Below are 12,974 nucleotides of genomic sequence, written 5' to 3'. Positions count from 1 at the left end.
TTACCGAACATGATGAACCGAACTGCGCTAGTACTCATTTTGTCAGCTATGCTTATCGTGGTAGCTGGATGCGGCAACAAATCGGATAACAATGCGGCTCAGAACAACCAAGGAACGGTTACGGATACGACGAACGACCCGGCAGACAACACATCCAGCAACGGCACAGGAAACGCAACGTCAGGCGGCTCGACGAATGCAGGACAGACAGGACAGAAGTCGTGGAAAGAAATGCCGAAGATGTCCATCGACACAGCGAAGGCTTACAGCGCTGTTGTGAAGACGAACAAAGGCGAATTCACGATCGACCTGTATGCCAAGGATGCGCCGAAAACGGTGAACAATTTCGTTTTCCTATCGAAGGAAAAGTATTACGAAGGCGTAAAGTTCCACCGGATTATTCAAAGCTTCATGATCCAAGGCGGCGACCCGACTGGTACAGGGTCTGGCGGTCCTGGCTACACGATTCCGGACGAACTCAATAACGGCCACAAGTACGAGGATGGCACGATTGCGATGGCGAACACAGGTCAGCCGGGAAGCGGCGGCAGCCAATTCTTCATTTGCACCGGGCCGGATGCGAAATTCCTGAATAGCATGCCAAACTACACGATTTTCGGTAAAGTGTCCAAAGGGATGGATGTTGTAAAAGCAATTGCAGCAACTCCGGTTGGACCAGGCAACGGCGAGCAGCAAGACAGCAAGCCGACAAAGGATGTTCATATCGAGTCGATTGCCATTTCGGAGAAATAAAGATGAGTATGAAGAGGGGAGCAGCTGTTGCTGCTCTCCTTTTTGCATCTTGGTACAAGCAGGGCTTGGTTTATTTTCCCGGCGCGCTGGAATATGGACGTTAAGATGTGGTAAGCTTTTTTTAATAAGGGAAATCTACCCTTCTGCAGCGTTCTGACATCGGTGTCAGGCTGCAGGTGTCCTTCCGCGCTGAGACTTCGGCGCGATCCTAACGGAAAGGTCGTTCCGTATGAAACGAAAATTTTCTGACCGAGCCAATTGGCGCCGCATCTTGCGAAGAAGCTATACGTGCCTTGCGATGGACGCAGACGAGTTTAGAGGGCTGGTGACGTTCTACCGCATTCATGAATTGCGCGAACCGCTTTGGAAAGAATACAACGGGCGCAGATTATGCCTCGCTGACCGCGGATATTTATGGATGCAGCATTTCCCGCGCGGTGAACATTTTGTAGTGACGACGATGTTTGATGATAAAAACCGGGTCGTTCAATGGTATATCGATATCTGCAAGACGCAAGGTCTGACAGACCAGCAAGTCCCGTGGTTTGACGATTTGTACTTGGATGTCGTTGTACTGCCAACCGGGGAAGTGTTCCTGCTGGATGAAGATGAGCTTGAGGAAGCGGTAAGCCAAGGGACCGTAACGAACAAGGACGCTGCGCTCGCACGCAAGACGGCGGGAAGACTGCTGTCCACGATACGCAACGGAAGGTTCCGGTACTTCACCCTTAGTCTCAAGCATCGCAAGGCGCTTGCTCAGAATGGAGAACTTAGCGAATCATGAAACCAGCTCCAGCTACGAAGAAGCCTAAGAAGCGCGGTGTCCGCAGCCGGTTCCGGTCCATTCGGTTCCTGCTGCGGATTTGCGCTTACGCTATCGCAATCGGTGTATTCTGGTGTGCTTATCTGCTCTATGTCATCAACAGCTACCAAGCTCCGAAGGAGATTCCGCAAGCGGACGCGGCGATCATTCTTGGAGCGGCATTATGGTCTGACAAGCCGAGCCCTGGGCTGAGAGAGCGGCTTGAACACGGTTTTGAGTTGTACAAGCAGGGGAAGGTCGAGCATTTTATTTTGTCCGGTGGACATGATCATAACGGCTCTACATTATCAGAAGCGGAAGGCATGCGCGACTACTTGAAGGCCAAGGGCGTTCCAGTGGAAGCGATGGTGCTGGAGGAAGATTCGCGCAGTACATACGAGAACCTGCTGTTCAGCAAGCCGCTCGCATATAAGCGGGGATGGAAGCATCTGCTCATTGTGACGCATGACTTTCATTCGCCTAGAGCGGCGGACATTGCGCAATACCTGGGTTATCCGAGCGATACGCTGACAGTTGGATTTAAATCGCAAGTTCTGTCGGCGGCGTTTAATCAGTCGCGCGAAGTGCTTGCTTTTACCAAATGGAAGCTCGATGAACTGCTCCTGCGAATGGGCGTTCAGCTGCCGAATTCGTTCTAATTCTCATCCTGTAAGACTGGCTTCGAAAACTGTTAATATGGCTGAAATCACTAGAATACAATGGATTATACGTGCAGCTGATGCCGATGATCCAGCGAAGGATAGGTGATGAAGCAAATGGACGATCGAGTCGTATCAACAGGAGGAGGCGGCAGCGGCAGACCTTCGCGGCAGATTAATGTGGTGCTTCGCAGCAGTGAATCTTATGCATCTGCATCGACGAGCAGCTCGGCGCAAGCGCTGGAGAGTGAGCCAATCGCTGCGGCAAGACCGCTGTCCGCGAATGATCCATACCTCGAAATCCAGCGGGAGCTTGATCCGATGGTCGGTTTGGACAATGTAAAGCTGCTAATTTATGAGATTTATGCGCTGCTGCAGATTAGCCGGATGCGTTCTGATGCTGGACTATCAGGCGGCTCGCATGTGTACCATATGATTTTTACAGGCAATCCGGGGACCGGTAAAACGTCAATTGCGCGGATTGTAGCCAAACTGTTTAACAAGATGGGCGTTCTTTCGAAGGGCCATATGATCGAGGTCGAACGTGCCGATCTGGTTGGCGAATATATCGGACATACCGCGCAGAAGACGCGTGATCTCGTACGCAAAGCGCTCGGCGGTGTTTTGTTTGTGGACGAAGCATACAGTTTGGCTAGAGGCGGGGAGAAGGATTTCGGCAAGGAAGCGATTGATACCCTTGTGAAGGCGATGGAGGATTATCGGAACCAATTCGTCCTCATCTTGGCCGGTTATCCGCTCGAGATCGAGAACTTCTTGCTGACCAACCCGGGCTTGCCGTCGCGTTTCCCGATCCAGATTGATTTTCCCGACTATTCGATTGACCAGCTTATTCAGATTGCTGAGCTCATGTCGAAGGATCGTGACTATACGCTTATGCCGCAGACCGTATTCAAGCTGAGACAGCATCTCATGCAGGAGAAGGCGATGTCGATGTTTGCCTTCAGCAACGCGCGGTATGTACGCAATATTATTGAGAAGGCGTTCCGGCATCAGGCTGTTCGCCTAATGACTCAATATCCGACCGGCTCCCCAGGAAAGCAGGAGCTGATGTCGGTTCGTCCGGAAGATTTGAAATGGGATAAATAAGCAGCATGTTAGGTATAGAAGGAGTTGCATGAACTAGATGCGGCAAGGTACGTACGAAACAGATAGAGAATTGCAGGATCGGGCGGTGCTCGTCAGTCTGGTTACGCCAGATATTAAGCGAGGCTCCGGCGATCCTGAGCATTCGTTACAAGAGCTTGTCAGCTTGGCTGAAACGGCCGGCGTAGAAGTGTTATCGACGCTGACACAGAATAAAGAATCTGTCGATACCAAATGGTTTATCGGCAAAGGAAAAGTAGAGGAGCTGCGCGCGGTAGCCGAGGAGCTCGGCGCTACGACGGCGATCTTCGATCAAGAGCTCTCCGGTGCGCAGGTGCGCAACCTGGAAGAGGCACTCGATCTGAAGATTATCGATCGGACGCAGCTTATTCTTGATATTTTCGCCCAGCGCGCGAAGACGCGTGAAGGTATTATCCAAGTTGAGCTGGCGCAGCTCAGTTACCTGCTGCCACGGTTGTCCGGCCATGGCAAGAATCTCTCCCGTCTCGGCGGCGGTATCGGGACGAGAGGTCCCGGTGAGACGAAGCTCGAGACCGACCGCCGTCACATCCGGGATCGAATCTCCGATCTGAAGCAAGTTCTCGATGAGGTCGTGCGCCATCGTACGCTGCATCGCGAACGCAGACGCAAGTCAGGCGTACAGCAGGTTGCGCTGGTCGGCTACACCAATGCCGGCAAGTCAACGCTGCTTCGCGAGCTGACTGCAGCAGACGTCTATGTCGAGAACCAATTGTTCGCGACGCTCGACCCGACATCTCGGACGCTGGAGCTTCCGAGCGGCAAAGAAGTGATCCTCACCGATACGGTAGGGTTCATTCAGAACTTGCCGCATGACTTGGTAGCGGCATTCCGTGCAACACTGGAAGAGGTGTGCGAAGCGGATCTCGTGCTGCATGTCATTGACAGCTCGTCCATCATGCGCGAAGAGCAAATCCGCGTTGTTGAGCGGATTATGAGCGAGCTTGGCGCTTCGGGGAAGACGACGCTCATGATCTATAACAAGATCGATATGTGCGAGGACGATGGCACTCAGCTCCTTCCGGTGAACGGACAGGATACACTTGTCATGAGCGCATACAACGAGGACGATTTGCTTCGTTTGAAGCAAACGATTCAAGATCGGTTGACCGGGGATACGAAGACCTTCCTGCTGCCTGCTGAACGCGGTGATTTGATTGCACTTGTCTATCGGACAGGTGACGTGATCGAACAGTCCGTTGATGGGGATAACATGCGGCTGACAGTACAGCTGAGCAAACAAGACTACGAGGTGCACGGGCATAAGCTGGAAGCCTTCGTAGAGCAGGTATAAAGTTTAAGGAACTATTGAGGAGAGACATCTATCGTGAGGCAGCATGAAAGTGAAAGTTGGCTGGAATTAACCAAGTGGGCGGAGGCTGCGGAGACGCAGGCCGCCCCTGTTTTTCGTTCAATTGAAGGTATCGCTGAGCGCAATCAGTGGAAAGTAATCGATGCATTTCAGAAGCATAAAGTAAGTGATTTTCATTTTAATGGATCGACGGGCTATGGGTACAATGATACAGGTAGAGAAGTGCTTGATCTTGTCTACGCGGATGTATTCGGCGCTGAGGCCGCTCTTGTGCGGCCGCACTTCGTGTCAGGTACACATACGATTAGCTGCGCTTTGTTCGGCTTGCTTCGTCCGGGGGATGAGCTGCTTTACATTACGGGCAGACCCTATGACACGCTTCATAAAGTGATTGGCAAGCCGGGCGATGGCAAAGGTTCGCTGCAGGACTTCGGCATCCGATACGGAGAAGTCGCTCCGCTCGCAGATGGCTCGATCGATTGGGATACAGTAGAGTCGAGTATCAACGAACGCACGAAGGTCATCGGCATTCAACGTTCACGCGGCTATGACTGGCGATCTTCGTACACGGTTGCTCAGATTGGAGACATGGTAAAACGGGTAAAAGCAATAAAGCCGGATGTCTATGTGTTCGTGGACAATTGCTATGGCGAGTTTACCGAGGAGCTGGAGCCGACGGAAGTTGGCGTTGATCTCATGGCAGGTTCCTTAATCAAAAATCCTGGTGGTGGCATTGCTCCAACAGGCGGTTATGTAGCAGGTACGCAGATAGCAGTCGATCTGACGGCATACCGGCTTACAGCGCCAGGGATCGGCGGAGAGGTAGGCGCTACCCTTGGCACGCTTCGTTCCATGTACCAAGGCCTGTTCCTTGCACCGCATCTTGTTGGACAAGCGATCAAAGGCAGCGTATTCGGAGCCGCGATGTTTGAGTTGCTCGGCTTCGAGAGCAATCCACGTTACGATGCGCCGCGGACTGACTTGATTCAAGCGATCCGCTTCGATCGCGCGGAGCAGCTGATCGCATTTGTCCAAGGCGTCCAGCGCGCCTCTGCAGTTGATGCGCATGTTGTGCCTGAGCCGTGGGACATGCCTGGCTACGAGCATCCTGTCATCATGGCGGCAGGTACGTTCATGCAAGGTGGCAGCTTGGAGTTATCTGCGGATGCGCCGATTCGTGAGCCGTATATCGCGTATATGCAGGGAGGATTGACGTATGCCCATGTCAAATATGGTGTTCTGAATGCTTTAACTGTACTCGCCGAACGAGAATTAGTTGTAATTAAACCTTACACAACTTGACACGTTTTTGGCATGGGGGTACAATGTAAGTATATATCAGATACTGGAAGGTTGATGCGACATGGGTGACGAAATACGCAGAAATATGGCGCTTTTTCCAATCGGCATCGTGATGAAGTTGACCGACTTGACCGCTAGGCAAATCCGTTATTATGAGCAGCATGAATTGATTGTTCCAGCTCGAACAGGCGGGAACCAACGGCTATTCTCGTTCAACGACGTAGAGCGGCTGCTTGAGATCAAATCATTGATTGAGAAGGGCGTCAATATTGCAGGCATTAAGCAAGTGATGAACCCTGTTTCGAAGGAATCCGAAGACGCGACAGTCGTCAGCGAGCTGTCGGAAGTGAAGCGCCGCGAGCTGTCCGACGCGCAGCTGCACCGTTTGCTGAAACAACAGCTTCTAGAGAAGAGACCGGGCAAAGCTTCGATGATTCAAGGTCAGCTGTCCCGTTTCTATAACAAAAAGTAACTATCATGATCTGTTAGCTTAACAAGTGTTTCAAAAACAACATTCGCCTTAAGGAGATGATTCAGTGAGCTACACCAAAGATGACATCAGACGTATCGCTAAGGAACAGAATGTCCGCTTTATTCGTCTTCAGTTCACCGACTTGCTTGGAACGATCAAGAACGTAGAGATTCCGGTAAGCCAGCTGGAAAAGGCACTCGATAACAAAATGATGTTCGACGGTTCGTCGATCGAAGGTTATGTACGGATTGAAGAGTCCGATATGTACCTGTACCCGGACCTCGATACTTGGGTTGTATTCCCTTGGGTAGCGGAAGACCGCATTGCCCGTTTGATCTGTGACGTATACATGCCAGACGGCACGCCTTTCGCTGGTGATCCGCGCGGTATTTTGAAGCGTGCGCTGAAGGAAGCTGAGGAACTTGGCTTCACAGCAATGAACGTTGGTCCTGAGCCAGAGTTCTTCCTGTTCAAAACCGATGCAAAAGGCAATCCGACTACGGAACTGAACGACCAAGGCGGTTACTTCGACCTTGCTCCGATGGATCTTGGCGAGAACTGCCGCCGCGAAATCGTACTGACACTGGAAGAGATGGGCTTCGAGATCGAAGCGTCTCACCACGAAGTGGCTCCTGGCCAGCACGAAATCGACTTCAAATATGCCGATGCGATCAAAGCAGCGGACCAAATCCAGACGTTCAAGCTTGTTGTTAAAACAATTGCACGTCAGCACGGTCTGCATGCGACATTCATGCCGAAGCCGCTGTTCGGCGTGAACGGCTCCGGTATGCACTGTCACCAATCGCTGTTCCGCGGCAACGTGAACGCGTTCTACGATGAGAGCGACAAGCTTGGCCTGAGCCAAACTGCTCGTTACTACATGGCTGGCGTTCTGCGCCATGCACGTGCGTTCGCAGCGATCACGAACCCAACAGTCAACTCGTACAAGCGTCTCGTGCCTGGTTACGAAGCACCTTGTTATGTGGCTTGGTCTGCCAGCAACCGCAGCCCGATGATCCGTATTCCTGCTTCCCGCGGCCTCAGCACTCGTATCGAAGCACGTAACCCTGACCCGGCTGCGAATCCGTACCTTGCGCTTGCCGTCATGCTGAAAGCAGGCCTTGATGGTATCAAGAACAAGATTGCTCTTCCAGCTCCAACGGACCGCAACATCTACGTGATGACGGACGAGGAGCGTATCGACGAAGGTATCCCAAGTTTGCCTGGCGACCTGAGGGAAGCGTTGACGGAGTTGCTTCGCAGCGAAGTTATCTGTGAGGCACTTGGCGATCACGCACTCGCTCACTTCTATGAATTGAAAGAAATCGAGTGGGATATGTATCGCACTCAGATTCACGAGTGGGAACGCGATCAGTACTTAACATTGTACTAGAATCTCAATGAATGAATCCCTTGTCGCTGCAGCGGCAAGGGATTTTTCTATTGGAATGGCATGCTGCGCCTCTGTGCTCCTGCACCGGTGAACTCTGTCCCGCATACTATGCATGCAAGAGGGTATAGGAGAGAGAAGGCGGCATTCATGAGCGGGAAAGTGGGAACGGACGAGCAATTTCGTTTGACTGGCGCGATACTTCGGAAAGTTGCGGGGATTATGATCCCGTTCTACCGGAAGATCGCATGCAATTATACGTTTGCGCTTAGGTGGTCTAGGGCGGTCCGCCGTACAGACCTGGATACGTTGGATAAAATGTTCAAGTCCGTTGCGCCAAGCGTGAAGCTAAGCAGCTTAGCATCGAACGGGATCGGGTACTTCTTCGACTTTGAATATCCAGAACCGATAATTCAGTACTCCTGCGGTCTAACGATACCACCGGGAACAACGCAGTTCACGTTCTCCACGCCGGTTCATCGCATGATCGCCAGAGCTATCCTGCCATTCTATCGTGCTCTGCGGTCGTCGAGTGTCTACGCTGCAGCTATTGCAAGAGCGGTAAACGCGCGGAACATCAAGCGGCTTAGAAGATTAGTTCGACTTAAAGTGAAGACGGCAGCGCTCAAGAGGATTCTAATCGCATTCTCTGGCGTAGCGCTGAATTTTAAGTACAAGCGAAGTAAGTATATGTATCAAAGCCTGTTATTTCGCGAAATCGTAGGTTAACTAACAGCCAGCGGAAGAAGAAAAGGGCCATCTCAGGTGCTAGCAGCACCTGAGATGGCCCTTCGTGATGATGAGATTAATGAATGTCGCGGAACAATCCAATGACCTTGCCTAGAATGGATACATTACGAAGACGAATTGGCTCCATCGACGAGTTCTCGGGTTGAAGGCGGATATGATCCTTCTCCTTATAGAACGTCTTTACTGTTGCTTCGTCATCTTCAGTCATAGCGACGACGATATCGCCGTTGTTCGCTGTTTGCTGTTGGCGGACAATGACATAGTCGCCATTGTGAATGCCTGCTTCGATCATGCTTTCACCGATAACATTAAGAATGAAGACCGTATCATCGCCGACCTTGTCCGCTGGAAGCGGGAAGTAGTCTTCGATGTTCTCTGTTGCAGTAATCGGTACGCCTGCAGTTACTTTACCGATAACAGGTACTTTGGAAATTGCGAGCGGGAATGGGATCACATCGTTGTCGTCATCGCCATCCAAAATCTCAATCGCACGAGGCTTCGTCGGGTCGCGGCGAATTAGCCCCTTCTTCTCAAGGCGGTCCAGGTGGCCGTGGACGGTAGAGCTGGAAGCAAGTCCGACCGCTTCGCCGATCTCACGTACAGAAGGCGGATAGCCTTTCTCGCGCACTTCTGTCTTAATGAATTCTAGTATCGCCTGTTGGCGGTTTGAAAGTTTCGACACCGGAATCACTCCAAAGTTTCATTTGTGTCAAATTATAGCACAGAACCGGAGTTCGTACAAACATAAGTTCTTGAAAACACAAGTTCGCGTATTTTTACGAACAAACGTTCCAAAAACGCTTGACCACAAACAAACGTTCGTGTTATTCTAAGTTCAACGATAACAGAACAAACGTTTGGGGTGCTGGGGAATGATGACAACGATATCTTCTTACTCAACTACTTATAAAGGAAACACTAGAAACAATCAGGCGACGAAGCGTGAATGGAACGCATCTAGCAAGCAACGTCTTCTAGTAAGGCTAGCTGCGGCAGTGCTGCTGTTCGTACTTCTGTTCACTGGACTAACGCTGATGACCAGCTACGCTGGAAGTGAACATCCAGCTTCACCGACTGCTCTGGAGCAAGTTGTAGTCATCGGTGCAGGCGACACACTGTGGGATATTGCTGGCCGTGTTCGCAAGGATGGGCAAGATATCCGGGAAGTCGTATACAGCTTGAAGAAGCGGAACAACTTATCGAACGGAACGCTGCAAGCCGGACAGTCGTTAATTGTTCCGGTTGGATAATAACCACCTAATAGATCTGAATAGTAGATGGAGACAATTAAGCCTGAGCGTGGGAACGCTCAGGCTTCTTCTATCTCTTTCTCGTAACTCGCTTCGTGTGCCGCAGTTGCCTTGACAATGGCTCCTTATTAATGTCAAAGTAAAGGATGACATGTTGACCTCAGGCAGGGAAGGAGTGCAGTAGATATGAACGCTATAGACAAAGTCATTGCCCGCATTAACGAGCTTTCTCGTAAAAATAAATCCGTCGGTTTGACGCCGGAGGAGCTTGTAGAACGAGACGAGCTTCGCCGTCAGTATTTGGACAACTTCAAACGCAATTTCCGCAATGAGCTTGATAACATCAAGTGGGTTGAGGATGAAGAGAACGGCGGCGGGGGATCGACGACTAAGCATTAATGAAACCAGATTCATCATGTAGGAGGGGACGAGCATGGAATACCGGTTACTTGGCAGAAGCGGACTCGCTGTTTCCGAGCTTTGTTTGGGAACGATGACGTTCGGCAATACAACCAGCGAGACAGATTCCATCGAGATGATGCACCGGTTCTTCGAGCAAGGCGGTAATTTCCTGGATACGGCCAATGTTTATGTAGGCGGACGTTCAGAGGAAATTGTCGGACGAGCGATCAAGGACCGCCGCTCGGATGTGGCGCTGGCGACGAAGGTCAGATTCGCAACCTCGACGAATCCAAACGGCGTAGGCGTTTCGCGCAAGCATATTATGGATGCTGTCGAAGCGAGCTTGAAGCGGCTTGATACGGACTATATTGATCTCTATCAGGTCCACGTTTGGGATCATGCAACACCGATTGAGGAGACTCTTCGCGCGCTTGATGATCTAGTTACATCAGGTAAGGTTCGTTATATCGGTTGTTCGAACTTCTTCGCTTGGCAGTTGATGAAGTCGCTTGCGGTAAGTGATTGGAACCGCTATGTTCGTTTTATCTCCATTCAACCGCAATATAGCTTGGTCAGCCGCGAGATGGATCGCGAGATGATCTCGCTCTGCCTCGAAGAGAATGTTGGTATTATTCCGTGGGCGCCACTAGGTGGCGGCTTCCTGACAGGCCGTTATTCGACTGAGGAACCGACCAGCGGACGCCTTACAGCGAAAGCAGGAGAGAGCTCTTGGGCGATTCGCTCCACTCTGAACAACTTCGCGGTGCTTGAGGCTGTCAAGCAAGCTGCACAAGAGCTGGAGAAAACGCCGGCACAGGTCGCACTGGCATGGCTGCTTCGGCGGGAAGGCATTACTTCACCGATCTTCGGTGCGAGTACACTTGCCCAGTATGAAGAGAATATGGGTGCGATCGGTTGGACGATGCCGGAGTCGATCTGGAAGCAGCTTGATGAGGTTAGCGCTTTGCCAAGCGAATATCCGAACCGGTTTATTGCCAAGTTCGCTCGACCATTGTAATGAAAGTCTAACGATAGAATTTGCATTGTAGGAGGAACATCCTTGTCAAGATCGTGGGAACGTAAAGTTCAGAAGAATCAAGCTCAAATTAATAAGCAGCGGAAGAAGCGCGGCCAGAAGCCGCTGATGTCAGCGGCATCAAGCACGGAATCAATCGATACATATAAGGGCCGCAGCTATCTCATGCCTGCGTTCCTATTGCTGTTTATTTTGTTCTATATTATCGTGACCGTAACTTCGGATAATTTCAAAGAGACGGGATCGATGTTCTGGGTGACGATCGCTTGTTATATCGTGCTGGCGCTTCTCTTCACGCTGCGCCGTCCGTATCTGGCGGTAGGCAGAGATTTTGTTCGCTCTCGCCGTTTTACAGGTGACCGTTCGATCAACGTGAGCAACATTAAAGCGATTAATGTACAGAAGGGTTACGTTGTTATCGAGCAGCACAAGGGCGGCAACTGGGTATTCTCGCGTGTCATCAATCGTTATCCAACTGAGCCGATGGCAGAGCGCCTGCGTTCTTTTGCCGGGCAGCACGGAATTCCTTTCACAGAAAAATAAATCAATCCGGAGTGGAGTGCAGAAGCATGGCGAAGCAAGCAGTTCTATTTGATTTAGATGATACGCTGCTATGGGATGACCGCAGCGTACAGGAGGCGTTCGACGCAACCTGTGAGGCAGCAGCAGCTCAAACTGGCGTAGATGCGATGGCGTTAGAGGAAGCAGTTCGCCGCGAAGCGCGTGCGCTCTATGAATCGTACGAGACGTTCCCATTCACGAAGATGATCGGCATTAACCCGTTTGAAGGTCTATGGGCGAACTTCCTTGAAGGCGAGCAGAAGGAATTCCGCATGCTGCAAGAGCTTGCGCCTGGTTATCGCCGCGATGCTTGGACACAAGGATTGAAGGCGCTTGGCGTTGATAATCCTGAGCTTGGCGCGCAGCTTGCAGAGCAATTCCCGGCGGAACGCCGCAAACGTCCATATGTATATGAAGAGACGTTCGCTGTACTCGATCAGCTGAAAGGGAAGTACAAGCTTCTCCTGCTGACGAACGGTTCGCCTGATTTACAGCGCGAGAAGCTGGCTGGCGTGCCTGCGATTGTCCCGTATTTTGACCACATCATCATCTCTGGCGAATTCGGCAAAGGTAAACCTGCTGCGGAGATCTTCCATCACGCGCTTGAGCGTCTTGGCATCGAGCCGGAGCACGGCATCATGGTTGGCGACAAGTTGACGACGGATATTCTTGGCGCCAATACAATCGGCATGACATCGGTATGGATTAACCGCCACAGCATGACTCGTTCGGACGAAATCATTCCAGCTCATGAAATTAAGCATCTCGAAGAACTGCTGCCGCTGCTCGTTTAATGGCCGCCGTTACCATGCAAATGCAAAGAAGACCCGCCATCATGGCCAATGTCATTAAGTTAACTCAATGACATTGACCGAGAATAGAAATGGAATCCAAAATGGCATGAGGGAAACCCCTGTGCCGTTTGTTTTTTTGGTGCAGTCTGAAAAAAGTGTACAGCAAACAAGCGGATAGACAATCCGCTTAAAAAATGTTCATTCGAACCGATTTATGCTACTCTGTAGACGAAGCTTACAGATGATTTATAGCGTGTTTTGCGCGTATTCTGCTGCCCTGGTCGAATCGGGCGAATCGGCAAAACGTTTCTTCGAATCAGTGCTTCAACATCAGACGGGGGTTCATCG

At 51.1% G+C, this 12,974-nt stretch carries 15 protein-coding genes; 14 read left to right on the top strand and 1 reads right to left on the bottom strand.

Annotation, left to right across the window (positions count from 1 at the left end; translation table 11 throughout):
* Nucleotides 1-9 precede the first annotated feature (9 nt).
* From A8990_RS28845 to A8990_RS28805, 9 genes are all read left to right on the top strand, one after another.
* The gene (locus A8990_RS28845; RefSeq protein WP_425463943.1) at nt 10-753 is read left to right on the top strand and encodes a peptidylprolyl isomerase; all 744 of its coding nucleotides are present in this window, start codon (nt 10-12) and stop codon (nt 751-753) included.
* Nucleotides 754-982: 229 nt separating this feature from the next.
* A complete protein-coding gene (locus A8990_RS28840; RefSeq protein WP_116192473.1) occupies nt 983-1,537 on the top strand; it encodes a ribonuclease FAU-1 family protein in 555 nt (184 codons plus the stop codon).
* The gene (locus A8990_RS28835) at nt 1,534-2,214 is read left to right on the top strand and encodes a YdcF family protein (protein ID WP_116192472.1); all 681 of its coding nucleotides are present in this window, start codon (nt 1,534-1,536) and stop codon (nt 2,212-2,214) included. The genes A8990_RS28840 and A8990_RS28835 overlap by 4 nt, the downstream gene beginning before the upstream one ends.
* Nucleotides 2,215-2,331: 117 nt before the next feature.
* Nucleotides 2,332-3,321, top strand: coding sequence for an AAA family ATPase (locus tag A8990_RS28830; RefSeq protein WP_116192493.1), 990 nt, complete (start codon nt 2,332-2,334; stop codon nt 3,319-3,321).
* Nucleotides 3,322-3,358: 37 nt separating this feature from the next.
* Complete coding sequence (gene hflX / locus A8990_RS28825) at nt 3,359-4,651, top strand: GTPase HflX (RefSeq protein WP_116192471.1); 1,293 nt, start codon at nt 3,359-3,361, stop codon at nt 4,649-4,651.
* 33 nt (nt 4,652-4,684) lie between these two features.
* A complete protein-coding gene (locus tag A8990_RS28820; protein WP_425463942.1) occupies nt 4,685-5,971 on the top strand; it encodes a methionine gamma-lyase family protein in 1,287 nt (428 codons plus the stop codon).
* Between the two features lie 61 nt (nt 5,972-6,032).
* A complete protein-coding gene (locus A8990_RS28815) occupies nt 6,033-6,443 on the top strand; it encodes a MerR family transcriptional regulator (protein WP_116192470.1) in 411 nt (136 codons plus the stop codon).
* Between the two features lie 64 nt (nt 6,444-6,507).
* Nucleotides 6,508-7,836 carry a type I glutamate--ammonia ligase gene (gene glnA, locus A8990_RS28810; RefSeq protein WP_116192469.1) on the top strand — a complete coding sequence of 443 codons (1,329 nt, stop codon included), beginning with the start codon at nt 6,508-6,510 and terminating at the stop codon, nt 7,834-7,836.
* Nucleotides 7,837-7,983: 147 nt separating this feature from the next.
* The gene (locus tag A8990_RS28805) at nt 7,984-8,562 is read left to right on the top strand and encodes a hypothetical protein (protein ID WP_116192468.1); all 579 of its coding nucleotides are present in this window, start codon (nt 7,984-7,986) and stop codon (nt 8,560-8,562) included.
* A gap of 76 nt (nt 8,563-8,638) precedes the next feature.
* On the opposite strand, the gene lexA is transcribed toward A8990_RS28805, so the two are convergent.
* A complete protein-coding gene (lexA, locus tag A8990_RS28800) occupies nt 8,639-9,265 on the bottom strand; it encodes a transcriptional repressor LexA (RefSeq protein ID WP_116192467.1) in 627 nt (208 codons plus the stop codon).
* 190 nt (nt 9,266-9,455) lie between these two features.
* Here lexA and A8990_RS28795 point away from each other — a divergent pair, with 190 nt between their 5' ends.
* The 5 genes from A8990_RS28795 (at nt 9,456) to A8990_RS28775 (ending at nt 12,626) form a co-directional block, all read left to right on the top strand.
* The gene (locus A8990_RS28795; RefSeq protein ID WP_116192466.1) at nt 9,456-9,833 is read left to right on the top strand and encodes a LysM peptidoglycan-binding domain-containing protein; all 378 of its coding nucleotides are present in this window, start codon (nt 9,456-9,458) and stop codon (nt 9,831-9,833) included.
* Between the two features lie 186 nt (nt 9,834-10,019).
* A complete protein-coding gene (locus A8990_RS28790; RefSeq protein WP_116192465.1) occupies nt 10,020-10,232 on the top strand; it encodes a DUF896 domain-containing protein in 213 nt (70 codons plus the stop codon).
* Nucleotides 10,233-10,266: 34 nt separating this feature from the next.
* Nucleotides 10,267-11,253, top strand: a complete 987-nt coding sequence (locus A8990_RS28785; protein WP_116192464.1) for an aldo/keto reductase — start codon at nt 10,267-10,269, stop codon at nt 11,251-11,253.
* 42 nt (nt 11,254-11,295) lie between these two features.
* The gene (locus A8990_RS28780; protein ID WP_116192463.1) at nt 11,296-11,814 is read left to right on the top strand and encodes a hypothetical protein; all 519 of its coding nucleotides are present in this window, start codon (nt 11,296-11,298) and stop codon (nt 11,812-11,814) included.
* A 26-nt stretch (nt 11,815-11,840) separates the two neighbouring features.
* Nucleotides 11,841-12,626 carry an HAD family hydrolase gene (locus A8990_RS28775; RefSeq protein ID WP_116192462.1) on the top strand — a complete coding sequence of 262 codons (786 nt, stop codon included), beginning with the start codon at nt 11,841-11,843 and terminating at the stop codon, nt 12,624-12,626.
* Nucleotides 12,627-12,974: the final 348 nt, after the last annotated feature.

Source organism: Paenibacillus taihuensis, from assembly GCF_003386535.1.
Lineage (GTDB): Bacteria > Bacillota > Bacilli > Paenibacillales > Paenibacillaceae > Paenibacillus_Z > Paenibacillus_Z taihuensis.
This window is presented reverse-complemented; position numbering and strand designations above follow the sequence as displayed.

Bases quoted from the DNA above. Each gene is read 5' to 3' on its own strand.
- A8990_RS28840 (WP_116192473.1), top strand. From the start codon at position 983: ATGAAACGAAAATTTTCTGACCGAGCCAATTGGCGCCGCATCTTGCGA.
- A8990_RS28835 (WP_116192472.1), top strand. From the start codon at position 1,534: ATGAAACCAGCTCCAGCTACGAAGAAGCCTAAGAAGCGCGGTGTCCGC.
- A8990_RS28790 (WP_116192465.1), top strand. From the start codon at position 10,020: ATGAACGCTATAGACAAAGTCATTGCCCGCATTAACGAGCTTTCTCGT.
- A8990_RS28830 (WP_116192493.1), top strand. From the start codon at position 2,332: ATGGACGATCGAGTCGTATCAACAGGAGGAGGCGGCAGCGGCAGACCT.
- A8990_RS28845 (WP_425463943.1), top strand. From the start codon at position 10: ATGATGAACCGAACTGCGCTAGTACTCATTTTGTCAGCTATGCTTATC.
- A8990_RS28775 (WP_116192462.1), top strand. From the start codon at position 11,841: ATGGCGAAGCAAGCAGTTCTATTTGATTTAGATGATACGCTGCTATGG.
- hflX (WP_116192471.1), top strand. From the start codon at position 3,359: ATGCGGCAAGGTACGTACGAAACAGATAGAGAATTGCAGGATCGGGCG.
- A8990_RS28805 (WP_116192468.1), top strand. From the start codon at position 7,984: ATGAGCGGGAAAGTGGGAACGGACGAGCAATTTCGTTTGACTGGCGCG.
- A8990_RS28795 (WP_116192466.1), top strand. From the start codon at position 9,456: ATGATGACAACGATATCTTCTTACTCAACTACTTATAAAGGAAACACT.
- A8990_RS28785 (WP_116192464.1), top strand. From the start codon at position 10,267: ATGGAATACCGGTTACTTGGCAGAAGCGGACTCGCTGTTTCCGAGCTT.
- A8990_RS28815 (WP_116192470.1), top strand. From the start codon at position 6,033: ATGGGTGACGAAATACGCAGAAATATGGCGCTTTTTCCAATCGGCATC.